At 61.0% G+C, this 14,468-nt stretch carries 17 protein-coding genes; 10 read left to right on the forward strand and 7 right to left on the reverse strand.

Translation table 11 applies throughout. The features are described 5' to 3' along the window. Positions 1-84: 84 nt before the first annotated feature. Positions 85-1,860, forward strand: coding sequence for a membrane protein (locus NE852_RS27135; protein ID WP_037172450.1), 1,776 nt, complete (start codon positions 85-87; stop codon positions 1,858-1,860). 5 nt (positions 1,861-1,865) lie between these two features. Here NE852_RS27135 and NE852_RS27140 read toward each other — a convergent pair whose 3' ends face one another. Beyond that, on the reverse strand, positions 1,866-2,825 hold the full coding sequence (locus tag NE852_RS27140; protein ID WP_008529795.1) for a membrane protein: 960 nt from the start codon (positions 2,823-2,825) through the stop codon (positions 1,866-1,868). A 156-nt stretch (positions 2,826-2,981) separates the two neighbouring features. On the opposite strand from NE852_RS27140, the gene NE852_RS27145 reads away from it, so the two are divergent. The 5 genes from NE852_RS27145 to NE852_RS27165 all read left to right on the forward strand — a co-directional run bounded on the left by NE852_RS27145 (position 2,982) and on the right by NE852_RS27165 (position 6,496). Further along, entirely contained in the window at positions 2,982-3,626 is a 645-nt protein-coding gene (locus NE852_RS27145; RefSeq protein WP_205621959.1) for a helix-turn-helix domain-containing protein, read from the forward strand. A 45-nt stretch (positions 3,627-3,671) separates the two neighbouring features. Then, positions 3,672-4,019: a hypothetical protein gene (locus NE852_RS27150; RefSeq protein ID WP_008529799.1), complete on the forward strand. Its 348-nt coding sequence runs from the start codon at positions 3,672-3,674 to the stop codon at positions 4,017-4,019. Between the two features lie 155 nt (positions 4,020-4,174). Continuing rightward, positions 4,175-4,840 (forward strand): L,D-transpeptidase, encoded by a 666-nt coding sequence (locus tag NE852_RS27155; RefSeq protein WP_008529800.1) that lies wholly within the window; start codon positions 4,175-4,177, stop codon positions 4,838-4,840. A 13-nt stretch (positions 4,841-4,853) separates the two neighbouring features. After that, positions 4,854-5,390, forward strand: a complete 537-nt coding sequence (locus tag NE852_RS27160; protein WP_008529801.1) for an OmpA family protein — start codon at positions 4,854-4,856, stop codon at positions 5,388-5,390. 194 nt (positions 5,391-5,584) lie between these two features. Then, positions 5,585-6,496, forward strand: a complete 912-nt coding sequence (locus tag NE852_RS27165) for an acetamidase/formamidase family protein (protein WP_258156862.1) — start codon at positions 5,585-5,587, stop codon at positions 6,494-6,496. Between the two features lie 69 nt (positions 6,497-6,565). On the opposite strand, the gene yghU is transcribed toward NE852_RS27165, so the two are convergent. Then, positions 6,566-7,441, reverse strand: coding sequence for a glutathione-dependent disulfide-bond oxidoreductase (gene yghU, locus NE852_RS27170; RefSeq protein WP_258156863.1), 876 nt, complete (start codon positions 7,439-7,441; stop codon positions 6,566-6,568). 306 nt (positions 7,442-7,747) lie between these two features. Between yghU and NE852_RS27175 the strand changes: the two genes are divergently transcribed. The 3 genes from NE852_RS27175 to NE852_RS27185 all read left to right on the forward strand — a co-directional run bounded on the left by NE852_RS27175 (position 7,748) and on the right by NE852_RS27185 (position 9,519). Continuing rightward, entirely contained in the window at positions 7,748-8,194 is a 447-nt protein-coding gene (locus NE852_RS27175; protein ID WP_008529805.1) for a universal stress protein, read from the forward strand. A gap of 84 nt (positions 8,195-8,278) precedes the next feature. Then, positions 8,279-9,193: a DnaJ C-terminal domain-containing protein gene (locus NE852_RS27180; RefSeq protein WP_008529807.1), complete on the forward strand. Its 915-nt coding sequence runs from the start codon at positions 8,279-8,281 to the stop codon at positions 9,191-9,193. A gap of 2 nt (positions 9,194-9,195) precedes the next feature. Beyond that, positions 9,196-9,519, forward strand: coding sequence for a chaperone modulator CbpM (locus NE852_RS27185; protein ID WP_008529808.1), 324 nt, complete (start codon positions 9,196-9,198; stop codon positions 9,517-9,519). Between the two features lie 25 nt (positions 9,520-9,544). Here NE852_RS27185 and NE852_RS27190 read toward each other — a convergent pair whose 3' ends face one another. From NE852_RS27190 to NE852_RS27205, 4 genes are all read right to left on the reverse strand, one after another. Continuing rightward, positions 9,545-10,474 (reverse strand): phosphatidate cytidylyltransferase, encoded by a 930-nt coding sequence (locus tag NE852_RS27190; protein WP_008529809.1) that lies wholly within the window; start codon positions 10,472-10,474, stop codon positions 9,545-9,547. Further along, positions 10,471-11,091, reverse strand: coding sequence for a 1-acyl-sn-glycerol-3-phosphate acyltransferase (locus NE852_RS27195; protein ID WP_008529810.1), 621 nt, complete (start codon positions 11,089-11,091; stop codon positions 10,471-10,473). Before NE852_RS27195 ends, NE852_RS27190 begins: the two co-directional genes overlap by 4 nt. Continuing rightward, positions 11,088-11,750 (reverse strand): CDP-alcohol phosphatidyltransferase family protein, encoded by a 663-nt coding sequence (locus NE852_RS27200; protein ID WP_052034562.1) that lies wholly within the window; start codon positions 11,748-11,750, stop codon positions 11,088-11,090. The genes NE852_RS27195 and NE852_RS27200 overlap by 4 nt, the downstream gene beginning before the upstream one ends. A 175-nt stretch (positions 11,751-11,925) precedes the next feature. Continuing rightward, positions 11,926-12,705 (reverse strand): class I SAM-dependent methyltransferase, encoded by a 780-nt coding sequence (locus tag NE852_RS27205; protein WP_008529812.1) that lies wholly within the window; start codon positions 12,703-12,705, stop codon positions 11,926-11,928. A 111-nt stretch (positions 12,706-12,816) separates the two neighbouring features. On the opposite strand from NE852_RS27205, the gene NE852_RS27210 reads away from it, so the two are divergent. Beyond that, positions 12,817-13,683, forward strand: a complete 867-nt coding sequence (locus tag NE852_RS27210) for an alpha/beta fold hydrolase (RefSeq protein ID WP_008529813.1) — start codon at positions 12,817-12,819, stop codon at positions 13,681-13,683. 88 nt (positions 13,684-13,771) lie between these two features. Here the strand turns inward: NE852_RS27210 and msrA are convergent, their stop codons facing one another. Then, entirely contained in the window at positions 13,772-14,281 is a 510-nt protein-coding gene (msrA, locus tag NE852_RS27215) for a peptide-methionine (S)-S-oxide reductase MsrA (RefSeq protein WP_008529814.1), read from the reverse strand. Between the last annotated feature and the right edge of the window lie 187 nt (positions 14,282-14,468).

Genomic DNA, 14,468 nt, shown 5'->3' on the forward strand with positions numbered 1-14,468 from the left:
AAAGCTAACCTTGCAACCGTTGCGAGGTGCGATATTATCCATTAGAAGAAGCTTAAATTGCGTGATCTTGTCGTAGGGGCGATCATGAGAAGCGCAGAAATGCATGCTTTCAGCGGCCTTGGGCCGACTGCTGATGAAATCTGCCGACAGGTCGAGCGAATTCTCGGAAGTGAAGAGTTTCACGCACCCAGGCGCGGACGGAACTTCCTTGAGTTCGTCGTCACGGAGACGCTCGCCGGCCGGTCGGACTTCCTGAAGGCCTTTACGATAGCCAATGTGGTTTTCGGCCGGGAGGCTTCATTCGACCCGCAGAACGATCCTGTCGTCCGCATCGAGGCTGGCCGGATAAGAAAGGCGCTCGAGCGTTATTATCTGGTCGCGGGCCAGGCGGACGAGGTGATCATCACCGTTCCCAAAGGCGGATATGTACCGCATTTCGAATATGCCCAGGAGGCGCCACTCCCGCGGCTACCCGACGCGAATCCGGAGAAATCGCAGATCGCAGAACCCGAAGACCAGGGTGGCCAGGAGAAGCGTCCTCCAGTGCTTCCTGCCGTTCTCAGCCTCAGAATCATCCTGTTCGGTGCTCTTGCCCTTCTCCTATTCGCCGTTGCATTTGCATTGACTGCTCTGCGGGACGCGCCGACCGGGGCAACGCCGCCTGCGGCCGCGAAGCCGAAGGTGGTTGTCGAATTCTTCGCGGAGAACGGCTTCGCCGAGACAGGTTCGGATATAGCTCATGGTATGAGAGACGATATCATCGGTCAGCTTGCCCAGTTCGACAATATCGTCGTGGTTGCCGATCCGCTGCGCGGCGAGAGTGCCGCCGGCGCCGACTACTCGCTCCAGGGCAATGTGCAGCTCGACAAAAGCAGATTGCGCACGGCTGCCAGGCTGGTGCGTCAAGCGGATGGCGCCGTCATCTGGGCCAGCAATTTCGATGCCGACCTTCAGGCCGAGAACAAGCTGACGATCCAAAGCGGTATCGCCCGGCAGATCTCCAACGTGATTGCGCAGGCTGACGGCGTTATCTTTCAAGCCGAGACGGGTAAGATCGCCCGGCCGGCACAGACAGGTGAGCAGAGTGCCCATGCCTGTACGCTCGCTTATTTCAGCTACCGCCAGACGATGACCGTGCAGGGCCACAGCGCGGTGCGCGAATGCCTGCAGCAGGCGACCCTGCATTCTCCCGCTAACGCCGTCTCCTGGGCACTGTTGTCCATGGTCTATCTCGACGAGGTGAGGTTTCGCTACAAGCTCGGTGCTCCTTCTTCAGGCCAATCTCTCGAACTGGCGACTGCCGCGGTGGAGAGGGCTGTATCGCTGGCGCCGAGCAATCCCCGGGTGCTGCAGGCCCTGATGATGGTCGGCTTTTTCAAGGGAGATATCGACAGGGCGCTGCAGGCCGGCACCGCAGCCTATGCCGCCAATCCCTGGGATGTGGAAGTTGCCGGTGAATATGGCCTTCGGCTGGCAATGTCGGGGAAATGGCAATCGGGCTGCGAACTCCTGTCCATCGCTCTCAACAGGAGTATCGGCCCCACAGGATACTACGAAGCCGGCATGGCGCTCTGCGCATTCATGAAGGGCGATGTCGAACAGGCGGAGCAGTGGGCGCGAAGATCCGATCTCGAGTCGAACCCCACGCATCATCTTATGTTGCTATCCATTCTGGGTGCGGCCGGAAAGATGAAGGAAGCCGAACTGGAAAAGCGTTGGCTCGACGTCCATGCCCCGGAATTGCTGGCGAATATCCGCGAGGAGATCGCGCTGCGCCTTCAACGACCGGAAGATCAGGAGCGGTTTCTGAATGGGCTGCGCGCTTCAGGACTGATCATCGGCCCCGTCTCGGCAAGATAAGTCCGTCATGGATCGGAAGCCGCGGCGTTCAGCTTGCGGCTGCTGGAAATCTCCATGGCAATTCGCGTGGCGATCTCATCCTCGATATCGAGAACGGTCTGACCGCCCATGTCCCGATCATATTGATTTGCCCATATAACCACGCCGTCGGCGCCGTCTATCAGGCGGATGTGCAGGTGAAGGACCGTGCTCTCGACAAGTATGCTTCCCTGCAGGCTGAACAGCGGGCCGATCGTTTCGGTGTTGGAGCGGCCCGGCGCAAGTACGACGAGATTTTCCACTTTCATGAACTTCGCAATCAGTTGGTCAGCCAATCCCTTCGCCAAATCCATCCCTTGGGCGGTGCCGCCGAGGACCGCGAAGGGTTCAATGATAATCCTGGTCTTGCTCTCGAGCGTGGACGCGGCGGAGCCCGGCGACGCCTTTGGCGGAGAAAGATAAGCTTCGAGGGGGCGGATGATAGCCAGTACGGCAATCGCGCCGAATAGCGCAGGCAGGCCGATTGGCAGCAGGAAATCGCGATAGGCGATCGGTCGCTGACGGCTGCGTTGCTTGTTTGCGCGGTTCAGCGAACTGGTCGCTTCGCCTGCATTCGGGCGGTCTTCGTTGCTGGAAAAGTGGGGGGAATAGCCCCCTTTGGGGATCGTGATCCGGATTGCGTCACTGCCTCCCGAGACGAGGTAATATCGTTCGAGCGCGCGACGGATACGCCCTGCCTCGATGCGAACAACCGGATCATTCTGCGCATCGAAGGAGGCCTCGCGTCCCAAAACCGCCTGTGCAATCGTATAGGCCTTGAGTTGTTCGCCGCGTCCTTCCAGCATCTCTTCTACGATGTATTGCAGGAAACGCCGCCCGCGCTCGGGGGCATGAAATTCCGGACTGGCGAGTATCCGGTCGAGCTGCTCGCGCACGGCCGCTGGGTCTTGAGGTGTGTGGCGGACCCCTTCCTCTTCCGATGCCATCAAGACCTCCTGCGATACCTTCGTATCGCACTCAACAGCGGCATAGCCTTATACACCTGCCGATGGCTCCGGGCTTCCGTAACAATACGTAAGGGGTATCTCGAATACCGGGGCGGATGGCGTTTGCTTATGCTGATGCGGATGGGGGCGACGCCGATGCTTCAAGACCACGCGATCGTTAATCACACCGCGATTCCCGGCCGCCGCTACGGCGCGCCCGCGGGAGCGGTCAAGGATCACTCGATCAGACTCAAGGCTGACGAGCCAATCTATAGCGAAGGCGAATACGCCTTTGCGATCTATCAGGTCGAAGCGGGCGCGGTCCGGGTCTACCGCCTGACACCAAGCGGACAGCGATATATTCTGTCCTTCTGCGGCACGGGCGAATGGTTCGGGCTGGAAACGGGCAACATTCGCACCGATTTCGCAGAGGCTGTCTGCGAAACCCGCATCAGGCCCTTTCGCGCCAATCAGAACACCGCCGTTCCCGTCGATCTTCTTCACATTGCCCTGACGAACCTTGCAAAGGCGCAGCACAAGCAGCTCGTCATGACCGAGCAAAGCGCGCTGAAGCGGGTCGCTGCCTTCGTCTGCGAAATGGCCGATCGTCATCCGGGGGATTGCGAGTTCGATATGATGATGTCGCGCAGCGATATTGCCGATTATCTCGGGCTGACGGTCGAAACCGTCGCCCGCTGTTTCACCAAGCTCCGCGAAAAACGCATCCTACGCCTGAACGGCAAACTGCAACGCATTGTCCGCCTTCTCGACCGCGATGCACTCATCGTGCTGACGGGCTAGCGGCAGCGGATTTCGCAAGATTGATTTAAGAAGAAGGATTGAGCAATGGCGCACGCATCCCGCCGAAAATCAAACGGACTGACCGGAACAGTCGTTGCAAGCCTGTTATCCCTCACGGTCTTTCCCTTCTCCATCGTCCAGGCGCAAGACGATCCATTCAAGCAGTTTCCCCTGGTCATCCAGTGCAAATACATGGAAACCTATCACGCTTTTTACCTGTCGCGCGTCTCTAAGGACGGTGTGGCGACCTATGTAGCATCCGATCGGATTGCCGGAACGATCACCCTCGATGGCCAGGCGAAGGCTGTCGGCGGTAAGGGCGGCGGCACTTGCGTCGGCAAGACCTTGGCCGAACTCCGTGAAACACACCAAGCCGTTGATTTGAAGCCATAAGAATATGGCCGCGCGAATGTGTGCAGCGTGATCAGGGAGATGCTCCTCAGCTGTTGGTTCCGCAAAAGCGTCGGCGCCCGGGAGTTTTCAGTTGTGGCAATTGAAAAATCTGATTTACTGCCATTTCGCTGCTTGGCTTTGGGGGGATATTGCCGATGGAGTGGACCCGCAGGGATATTTTGTTTGGCGGTTTGGCGTTACTTGGCGCCGGCGCTCTCCAGAAACCGGCATTCGCTCAGGCGTCTTCCTATTTTGCCGGCACCGCTGTCGACAACGGTGTGACGTTTCGAGCGACGAACTTCGCCAAAATTGACAAGCAGTGGCATCGCCAGGTGGTCAAATATTTCAGCACAGAGCCGATCGGCACTGTCGTTGTCGATACCAGGCACCATTTTCTCTATCTGATCATGGAGAACAAGACGGCCATCCGTTACGGCGTCGGCGTCGGCAAGGAAGGCTTCAAATGGTTCGGCCGCGCCACGATCGACGCTAAATCGCTTTGGCCGCGCTGGACGCCGCCGCCGGAAATGCGCAAGCGCCATCCCGAACTGCCTGAATTCGTGGACGGAGGCTCGCCGAAGAATCCGCTGGGGCCCCGCGCCATGTATCTGCATCGCGACGGCGTCGACACCGGCTATCGCTTTCACGGCACGCTGGAACCCTGGAGCATCGGCAAGGATGCTTCCAGCGGCTGCATCCGCATGTTCAACGAGGATGCCATCGATCTCTACCAGCGTTGCCCGATCGGCACCGCCGTTCAGGTCCTGCCGCATATTGCCGACCAGGCGCCTCCAGCCACCGAAGTAACCGCGGTCGAATGAGGAACATGCCCTGATGTCTGCTTCGACCGTATATAAGAGCCGCCTCCTTGCTGCGGCCATGCTTTTGGTGCTCACCGCCTGCAGCACGACCGATATCGCTTCCGTGGAAGAACCTCCCGCGGCGCCGATGACCGGCCAGACCAACGATCCCGCGCCTGGTTTCGAGAACGTCAAGACCGGCAGCGAAGAGGATTTTATCCTCAATGTCGGCCGGCGGATCTACTTTACGCAAGATTCCGCCAAGCTCGATTCCGTCGCCATGGCAACATTGGACAATCAGGCCGCCTGGCTCAACAGGAACCCCACCTGGCTGATCAAGCTGCAGGGATTTGCCGACGATTCCGGTTCGGAATCCAAGATGAAAACATTGTCGCAACAGCGCGCCGATGCGGCGATGGCCTATCTCGCTTCGAAGGGTGTGGATGCCCGCCGCATGTGGGCCCGGGGTTACGGCAACGACCGGGAAGTCCGCGACTGCACGGAGCGCTCGTGCAAAGTGCAGAACCGCCGCGTCGTCGCCGATCTGCGCGCCCAGCACGACGAGTCCTAATCGCGGCCTGCTATGCCTCATGTCGAGCCGCCCGGCGCGGATGACGCATGTTTGCGTCCGGTCCCGGACGGTTCCCGGCGCCCTGGTGGTGCCGCGGACATTGGCATTCCAAGTGATCTCTGATCTATCTTCAGCTTTCCGCCGCGCCGTTCAGCGGCAGGCCTACCAGATTCGAAACGAGGGAGAGCTGTATCATGACCACTCATCGCTTCATTCCGACGAGCTTTCACAACGTCATTGGTTCTCTTCCACCGGCCCTGCATATCGCCGACGGCGATACCGTCGTCACTGAGACGCTCGATGCTATCGGATATGACAAGGACGGCATAAGGCAGGCATCCGGTCCCAACCCGATGAACGGCCCGATATTCGTGGAGGGCGCGGAGCCCGGCGATGCTCTGAAGGTCGAGATCATCAGCATGATCCCGACCAGGGAGACAGGCTTTACCCGCAGCGTGGTCGCCGCCAATGTCGTCGATCCCGAGATGGTTCGCGAGCTGCCGCCGCGCGATATGGCCATCTGGAAGATCGACCGCGAGGCAATGACCGTCCGGCTTTCCGAGCCGGTCGGCAGCCTTGAAGATTTCGTCCTGCCTCTCGCCCCGATGATCGGCTGTTTCGGCGTAGCCCCCAGCCTCGGCCAGGCGATATCGACCGCGACCAGCGGCGAATATGGCGGTAACATGGATTACCGGCTGTTCGGTCCGGGGACCACGGTCCGGTTTCCGGTATCTGTACCCGGCGCCCTTTTCTTCCTTGGCGACTGTCATGCCGTGCAGGGGGATGGCGAGATCGTCGGAACCGGCGTCGAAACGACGTTCGAAGTCACGGTGCGGCTGACGGTGGAAAAGAAGGCCGGGCTGGTCTGGCCGCGCGGCCAAACCGCCGAAGACATTTTCACCATCGGCAATGCCCGGCCCCTCGATCAGGCACTCCAGCATGCCACCAGTGAAATGTTGAATTGGCTGGCAGCCGATTACGGCCTCGACAGGACTGCGGCCAGCCATCTCCTGGGTCAGGTCGTGCGCTACGATGTCGGCAACGTCTTCGACCCAGCCTATACGATGGCTTGCCGGGTCGCCAAGAGATGGCTCGTGCGCCGATAGGCGCCCACACCGCGGATCGGCTTGGTGCCGAAGGCCGGTGCCGGCCTTCGGCATGATCGCCGAAATTGCTTACTCGGCCGCCGCGAGCTTGTCCTGCGTTCTGGTGTCGAAGTCGCTGGCGTCGTGACGTTCGTGCAACTGGCTCGAGGGATCGCCGGAGAGGCGGTTGACCATCCGGCCGCGCTGCACGGCCGGCCTGCTATGGATGGCGTCGGCCCAGCGCAGCACGTTCTTGTAGTCCTCGACCTGCAGGAATTCGGCCGCACCGTAGGTCCAGCCCTTCACAAGGCCGCCATACCACGGCCAGACGGCAATATCGGCGATCGTATAGTGGCTGCCTGCCAGATATTCGCTTTCGGCGAGGCGACGATCGAGTACGTCGAGCTGACGCTTCACTTCCATGGCGAAGCGGTCGATCGCATATTCGATCTTGACAGGCGCATAGGCGTAGAAATGGCCGAAGCCGCCGCCGAGATAGGGTGCGCTTCCCATCTGCCAGAACAGCCAGGAGAGGCATTCGGCGCGTTCGCCCGGCTCGGTTGGCAGGAAGGCGCCGAACTTTTCGGCGAGATAGGTGAGGATGGCGCCGGATTCGAAGACGCGGATCGGCTTTTCGCCGCTGCGGTCCATCAGCGCCGGGATCTTCGAATTGGGATTGATCTTGACGAAATCGCTTCCGAACTGATCGCCATCGCCGATCCGGATCAGCCAGGCGTCGTATTCCGCACCGCTATGGCCAAGGGCCAGCAGTTCCTCGAGCATGATCGTGACCTTCTGGCCGTTCGGTGTGCCGAGCGAATAGAGCTGCAGTGGATGCCGGCCGATCGGAAGCTCCTTCTCATGGGTCGGCCCTGCGATCGGGCGATTGATGCTGGCGAACTGGCCGCCGTTCGCCTTGTTCCAGGTCCAGACCTTCGGGGGTGCGTACTCGGGAGAACCGCTCATCTTTCAAACTCCTGGGATTGCTTAGACAGAGTGCGGCGCAGGTTGGGGTTGCCGCATTTTTCCTGACATAGCAGAGGCGATGAGGTTTTGTCAGCGGTGTTGGTGCGGTTTCACGCAATCGTCACAGCCTTGGCAAACCTGAGGAAAACAGCCGCTTCAGGCGCCGCTTCGGGAAGGCGCCCACTGCTGGCTTGCCGCGCGTCGCCGTTGCGATGTTGCAAAGTTTCTGCTTGATATCGGTCAAAGCAGGCGCAGCCGATAGCGGTATGATCTGCGAAGCCATTCCTATTCGAAGGTATTGATTGCATGTATCGGACGATCATCTGCGCCATCGGCATGGGTTCCCGCGAGACGGCGAACCGGCTCTTGCGCCGGGCTGCGGCGCTGGTGGACGAAGGCGGCAGCATCGTCGTCATGCATGTCGTCGAGAACATTCCGCGCCGCCATCTGACGGACCTTCCCGAAGAATTCGAAACGGCTGCCATCGCCGAGGCCGAGAAGAAACTCGTGTCGCTCTGCAAGGAACTCGCGATTCCGGCGACGGTCGAGATCCGCGTCGGCGTTGCCGCCTCCCTGCTGGTATCGGCCGCCAGGGAAAAGTCGGCCGATCTCATCCTGCTTTCATCCCATGTGGCCGACATCACCGATTATGTCTTCTCCTCGATCGTCGAAAAGGTCGTGCGTCACGCCGGATGCTCGGTTCTCATCGATCGGCGTCCCGGTCAGGTCGAGGAAGACGCGACGCTGTTCTAACCCTCCCCTCCCCGGCGGCGGCCCGCGAACCTATATCTTCGGCAAGCCAACCGGCAGCATCTGCTGCCCTGACCGGAGATATGCATGAGCCAGGATCCCTATGAGCTTCTGGGCGTAAAACGGGATGCGACACAGAAGGACATTCAAAGCGCGTTCCGCAAACTCGCCAAGAAGCTTCACCCCGACCTTAACCCCGGCGACAAAAAGGCCGAGGAAAAGTTCAAGGAGATTTCGACCGCTTACGAGATTTTGGGCGACGAGGAAAAGCGCGGCCGTTTCGATCGCGGCGAGATCGACATGACCGGCGCCGAGCGGGCGCAACGCAGCTATTACCGCGACTATGCCTCGGCCAGTGGTCCCGAAGATCCCTACCACAACAGTGCCGGTTTCGCCGATTTTGGCGACGCCGATGATCTCTTTGCGAGTTTCTTTTCGCGCCGCGCCGGCGGCGGACGGTCCCGCAGTCATGGTCAGGACCGGCATTTCTCCATGGACGTCGCCTTTCTCGACGCCGTCAACGGCACCAGGACTGAGATCAAGCTCCCCGACGGCCCCGCGCTCGAGGTGCAGATCCCGCCGGGAACCCGTGACGGCCAGACCCTGCGGCTGCGCGGCAAGGGTGAGCAAGGTATCGGAGGCGGGCCGGCAGGCGATGCCCTCATCGACATCCGTGTTCGTCCGCACCGCTTCTTCACCCGTGACGGCGACGACATTCGCCTGGAATTGCCGATTTCGCTTTCGGAGGCCGTCCTCGGCGGCAAGGTTCGCGCGCCCACGCCTTCCGGGCCTGTCAATCTGACGCTGCCGCCGCACTCCAACACCGGCAAGGTCCTGCGCCTCAAGGGCAAGGGTGTTGCCAAACGTGGCGGCGGCCATGGCGATGTTTACGTTTCGCTGAAGATCGTGCTGCCCGACAGCCCCGATGAACGGCTGAAATCCCTCGTCGAGGAATGGGCGGCGGCAAATCCCTACGATCCGAGAAAGAACATGGAGGCCTGATCATGGATGATCTCGAATTCCGTCTTTACTTGAAAATCGATGTTGTCCAGCTCGATTTCTGGGTCGAGCAGGGTTGGCTGATCCCGGAGACCTCGAGCGGAGCGCGGCAGTTTCGCGACGTCGACGTCGCCCGGGCCCGGCTGATTCTGGATCTCATGGGCAATATGGGCGTCAACGAAGCCGGCGTCGATGTCGTCATGGATCTGGTGGACCAGCTTCATGGTTTGCGCGGCACCATGGGCAAGTTGATGACGGCGATCGGCAGGCAGGAACGTGACATTCAGCGGCAGCTGTTCGAGAGCCTCGAGGACATCGACCGGTTTTGAACGAAAGGGCAATGTCGAGGCTGTCTCAGGTGGTGTACCAGTAGCGGACGATGTGGAAGAACAGCGGCGCTGCGAAGGTGATGGAATCCAGGCGGTCGAGCACGCCGCCATGGCCCTCGATCACGTAGCCCCAGTCCTTGGCGTTGAGATCGCGTTTGATCGCCGAGAGCACGAAGCCGCCGAAGAAGCCAGCAACGACGATGACCGTGCTGATGGCTGCCGCCTGCAAGGGCGAAAACGGCGTCAGGCGATAGAGCAGCGTTCCGACAAGGATGGCCGATGCGCCGCCGCCGATCAGGCCTTCGAGCGTCTTCGACGGGCTGATGTTCGGCGAGAAGCGGTGCCTTCCCATGAGCTTGCCCCAGACATACTGGAAAACGTCGCTGAGCTGCACGACGATGACGAGATAGATGAGAAGAAGCGCGGACGGCGTGCCGGTCTGCAGCATCATGAGGGCCGGTGCGTGGCTGATCGAATAGACCGTCAGCATCAATCCCCATTGCACCTTGGCGGTTCGCGCCAGGAATTCGTTGACGTCACCCGTCAGGGTCGCCACCGCCGGCAGGATCAGGAAGGCATAGACCGGAATAAAGATCGAAAACAGGCCGTACCATAGCGTTCCGAGCAGCACATATTGCACCGGCAGGACGACGAAGAAGGACAGGAACAGCGCCAGGTGATCGCCGCGCCGCGACGGCGTCAGCGTCCAGAATTCGCGAAGCGCCATGAAGGACAGGAATCCGAACAGGATGACCACCGCGGTATCGCCGAGCAGGATCGCGCCGCCGAAGACGGCGACCATGATCCACCATGAGCGGATGCGGGCATTGAGGTTGTGGACGGTGGCGACGGAGCCGGGCTCGGTCGCGCGCCGTTGCAGGGTGAAACCGATGGCAGAGGCGACCGCAAGCAGGCCGAGGATTGCGGCAAGTACGATGGAGAAAAGGCTGGTCATGCGATGCGCACTCCGTCCGCAAGCTCGATAACCGCTGCACGGGCGCGGGCCAGGAATGCGTCCTTTCCTTCGCCTGGTTCGACGCGCAGCGGCTTGCCGAAGCGTGCCGTGCAGGTGATCGGGACAATCAGCCAGCTTCCCTTGGGCAGGATGCGCTGAAGATTGTCGAGATGGATCGGCACGAGATCAACATCGGGGAAACGGCAGGCGAGGCGATAGATGCCGCTGCGGAACGGGGCGACCTCATCGTTGGCGCTTCTCGTCCCCTCGGGAAAGATCAGGATCGAACGACCCTCTTCGAGCAGCCGCTCGAGCGGTTCCAGCGGATTGCTGTCCGGCAGAGGCTTGCGGTCTATCAGGACGGCGCGCAGGCCTTTCTCGGCGATGAAGCGGCGTAACGGGCTCGTTCCCCAATAATCGCGCGCCGCGACAGGATGGGTCATCCGGCGGACCGGCCATGGCAGGGCGGCCATGACGGCGACGGTATCGACATGGCTGTTGTGATTGGCGAAATAGATGCGGCGGCGCGTGTCGGGCACGCAGCCCCGCCACTCGCTTCGGGCGCCGACCATGATACGGACGAACAGCACGAGAAGACGACGGATGATGGCAATCATAGGCTCTCCAGGGAGCGGTTGAGGCTTATCGTGCGCGTGATGCAGGTGACGAGGCTTCCGGCCGCGATGATGATGGAGGCGATGAGCAGCGACCAGTGGCTGGGCGAGACCAAGGTCTCGATGCTCTGGGCGACAAGGCCCGCCGTCAGCACCGCCATACGGCGCTGCTTTGCCATGATGCCGCTGAAGTCCTGGGGAAGGCCGACCGACCCGCCGAAGACCCTGATATAGGCGGTGAGCGCGGCAAGCAGCGCCGAGAGCCAGCCGAGCCAGGCAAAGCTGCAGGCATAGCCGGCCGCGACGAGAAGCAGGCTGTCGGCGATGCGGTCGGGGAATTCGTTGTAGATCGGCCCGCTCTTGGTTTTCTTGCCGCCTTCGATCGCGACCATCCCGTCAAGCAGATTGCAGACCAGCCGCAGCTGTACTGATATCGCGGCGAAGACCATGGCGATCGGATGCATCGTGACCAGGATGAGCGCCGCGCCGATGGCGGCAAAAAGGATCGAGAAAAGCGAAATGCTGTTCGGCGTCACGCCGATGCGCGCCAGCCATGCGCTCATGCCGATCGCCCAGGACGACGACCGGCTCGCGATCGGTCGCCGCGAGGCGTCCTCTTCCTCACCCGTTTTCATTTCCCCACCCCGAAGATTCTGCGGCATCCCTGGATATCGTGCTTCAGGGCATGCCGCAGATAGCCGGTTCATGGTGCTGGCGACGCAGAGCCATGAACGGCACCAAGATGCTTCAGCGCGCCGGCTTCGGCAAGATCTTTCCCGGGGGCTATTTCTTCACTGACGCGCATCGGCGGATTTTCGCCGGCGATCAATCTGCGGGCTACGCGACGGCTCGGCGGGCGGTGATGATCCACGCGTGGGAGTCGAAAAATACGCCTTCCGGGGTCGCGTGCGCCTCGAGCAAATCGCGCAGCCGCTGGCGCGGATTGTCGGGCGGTTCATTCGTCTGCGCGAGCGCGTCCGTCACAAGATAAAGGCTGCTGAGCGCCTCCAATGCCGCATCGACGTCCGCTCCGTAGAAGACCGGCTCTCGCACGTCGATAAAGTCGATCGCGGTAAAGCCGCCGGCGCGCAGAAGGCCGGTCGCAACGGCAGGATCGCCAAGCGAAAACGGATTGGGAGCGCCTGCGGAAACCGCAGTTGCAGGCGCCAGGGCTTGCCGGATGGCGCCGGACCACTGGTTACGCTCCGCGCTTTGCCACACCATCCATGCAAGGCGTGCGTCCGGACGTAGCGCCCGGCCGATATTGGCAAAGGCCGCCGCCGGGTCGGCAAAGAACATCACGCCGAACCGGCTGATGCAGAGATCGAAACGGGCCGTCGGAAACGCGTGGGATTGTGCGTCGCCCTGTTCGAACACCGCATTCCGCAACCCTTCCGCGGCGCTCCGTCGCCTCGCGATCTCGAGCATCTCCCCGGAGGTATCCACGCCGACCGCTTCTCCCTCAGCCGCAGCGCGGGCGGCCTCACGTGTCGTTTGCCCCGCGCCGCAGCCGATGTCGAGCACCCGATCATCCGCACCGACATTCGCGGCAACCCGAAGGTGCTGATTATGCCGCGCCAGTTCTGCGTCGTAAAAGTCGGCACGATCCAACGCCATCACTCGCTCTCCCTCAACCTGACGGTTTCGATTTCCTCGAAAACAGATTGCATATCAGGATCAGTTATGCAAGATAGAACCAGTTTCAAATTGCAATCGGATGGCGCGGTCATGGAACCTCTAAAATCGCTTCTCATCACTGAAAAGATTGTCGAACGCAAGGATGCAGAATTGCAAACCCAGGCCTTCGGCAATCCGGCCCAGCCGCCCGTCCTGCTGATCATGGGGGTGATGTCTTCGATGCTGTGGTGGCCGGAAAGATTCTGCGAGGGACTGGCCGCCCAGGGGCGTTACGTCATCCGCTACGACCAGCGGGACACCGGCCTTTCCACGCACTATCCACCAGCCAAACCCGGCTATTCGTTCCGCGATCTGTCTGACGATGCCATCGCTATTCTCGATGGCTACCGGATTGAAGCCGCGCATCTGGTGGGCATGTCGATGGGCGGTTTCGTCGTGCAGGAGGCCGCATTGCGCCATACCGGGCGTGTGCGGACCCTCACCCTGATTAGCTCGTCGCCGGTCGGGGTCGGCGGCCTGCCCTCCTCCACCGCAGCCTATAAGGAACACTCCGCGGCTGCGGAAACGATCGACTGGTCCGACCTTGAAGCCATTGCCGATTTCCTGCGGCGCGACTCAGCCATGCTTGCCGGCACGAGGCATGCTCACGATGCCGAGGCGTCGAAGGCCCTGATCGCGCGTGACATGGAACGCGCGCCGTCCTTTGTCAGCGCGACAAACCACTTCATGCTGTTGGGCGGGGATGAGGGCGCCAAGCTCCATGCGTCGCGATTGGAGGTACCGGTTCTCGCAATCCACGGCACATCCGATCCGCTATTCCCTATCGAGCATGGAGAGGCCTTCACTCGTGTCGTTGCGAACGCCGAACTGCACCGGATTGCCGGCGGAGGACATGAAATTCACGATCGCGATATCGATGAGATGGTGCGCGCGATCGCGAGGCACACCGCCCCTTGAAAGTGCCGAGATCCGTTCAAAGCCGCTCCAAAAAGCGGTTGGTGACATCATGCATGCCGGCCCTTGAAACCGGCATGCATGAACAGCGTCAGGCGATCTTCTGGCGGGCCGGTAGTTTCCAGTTGGGCCGGACGAAGTGGCATGTGTAGCCGTTCGGGATGCGCTCGAGATAGTCCTGGTGCTCGGGTTCGGCTTCCCAGAAATCGCTGGCCGGTACGACTTCGGTGACGACCTTGCCGGGCCATAGGCCCGAGGCGTCGACGTCAGCGATCGTATCCCTCGCGACACGCTCCTGTTCGGGGCTGACGTAGAAGATCGCCGAGCGATAGCTCATGCCGACATCGTTGCCCTGGCGGTTGCGCGTGGTCGGGTCGTGGATCTGGAAGAAGAATTCAAGGATGTCGCGATAGCTGATCCTTGATGGATCGAAGATGATCTCGATCGCCTCGGCGTGGGTTCCGTGGTTGCGGTACGTGGCGTTCGGCACATCGCCGCCGGTATAGCCGACGCGGGTCGAAATCACGCCGTTATATCGGCGGATGAGGTCCTGCATGCCCCAGAAGCAACCGCCGGCGAGCACTGCACGTTCTTCGCTCATTTGATATCTCCTTGTTTCCCGAGAGATAGTGTCTCCTGCCGCCGATTTCCATACGGCGGAAATTAGCACAGCTGTGCAATTTCCCTTCGACGGCCCCGTTTCTGTCATGTCGATGTTACGCGCCGGGGCTAGCAAAGCCTTCGACAATCCGCAGAGGCGGAGCCTCGACACCTGATGGAGATGGGTT

The sequence above is a fragment of the Rhizobium sp. Pop5 genome, from assembly GCF_024721175.1.
Taxonomy (GTDB): domain Bacteria; phylum Pseudomonadota; class Alphaproteobacteria; order Rhizobiales; family Rhizobiaceae; genus Rhizobium.

Bases quoted from the DNA above. Each gene is read 5' to 3' on its own strand.
- NE852_RS27135 (WP_037172450.1), top strand. From the start codon at position 85: ATGAGAAGCGCAGAAATGCATGCTTTCAGCGGCCTTGGGCCGACTGCT.
- NE852_RS27140 (WP_008529795.1), bottom strand. From the start codon at position 2,825: ATGGCATCGGAAGAGGAAGGGGTCCGCCACACACCTCAAGACCCAGCG.
- NE852_RS27145 (WP_205621959.1), top strand. From the start codon at position 2,982: ATGCTTCAAGACCACGCGATCGTTAATCACACCGCGATTCCCGGCCGC.
- NE852_RS27150 (WP_008529799.1), top strand. From the start codon at position 3,672: ATGGCGCACGCATCCCGCCGAAAATCAAACGGACTGACCGGAACAGTC.
- NE852_RS27155 (WP_008529800.1), top strand. From the start codon at position 4,175: ATGGAGTGGACCCGCAGGGATATTTTGTTTGGCGGTTTGGCGTTACTT.
- NE852_RS27160 (WP_008529801.1), top strand. From the start codon at position 4,854: ATGTCTGCTTCGACCGTATATAAGAGCCGCCTCCTTGCTGCGGCCATG.
- NE852_RS27165 (WP_258156862.1), top strand. From the start codon at position 5,585: ATGACCACTCATCGCTTCATTCCGACGAGCTTTCACAACGTCATTGGT.
- yghU (WP_258156863.1), bottom strand. From the start codon at position 7,441: ATGAGCGGTTCTCCCGAGTACGCACCCCCGAAGGTCTGGACCTGGAAC.
- NE852_RS27175 (WP_008529805.1), top strand. From the start codon at position 7,748: ATGTATCGGACGATCATCTGCGCCATCGGCATGGGTTCCCGCGAGACG.
- NE852_RS27180 (WP_008529807.1), top strand. From the start codon at position 8,279: ATGAGCCAGGATCCCTATGAGCTTCTGGGCGTAAAACGGGATGCGACA.
- NE852_RS27185 (WP_008529808.1), top strand. From the start codon at position 9,196: ATGGATGATCTCGAATTCCGTCTTTACTTGAAAATCGATGTTGTCCAG.
- NE852_RS27190 (WP_008529809.1), bottom strand. From the start codon at position 10,474: ATGACCAGCCTTTTCTCCATCGTACTTGCCGCAATCCTCGGCCTGCTT.
- NE852_RS27195 (WP_008529810.1), bottom strand. From the start codon at position 11,091: ATGATTGCCATCATCCGTCGTCTTCTCGTGCTGTTCGTCCGTATCATG.
- NE852_RS27200 (WP_052034562.1), bottom strand. From the start codon at position 11,750: ATGCCGCAGAATCTTCGGGGTGGGGAAATGAAAACGGGTGAGGAAGAG.
- NE852_RS27205 (WP_008529812.1), bottom strand. From the start codon at position 12,705: ATGGCGTTGGATCGTGCCGACTTTTACGACGCAGAACTGGCGCGGCAT.
- NE852_RS27210 (WP_008529813.1), top strand. From the start codon at position 12,817: ATGGAACCTCTAAAATCGCTTCTCATCACTGAAAAGATTGTCGAACGC.
- msrA (WP_008529814.1), bottom strand. From the start codon at position 14,281: ATGAGCGAAGAACGTGCAGTGCTCGCCGGCGGTTGCTTCTGGGGCATG.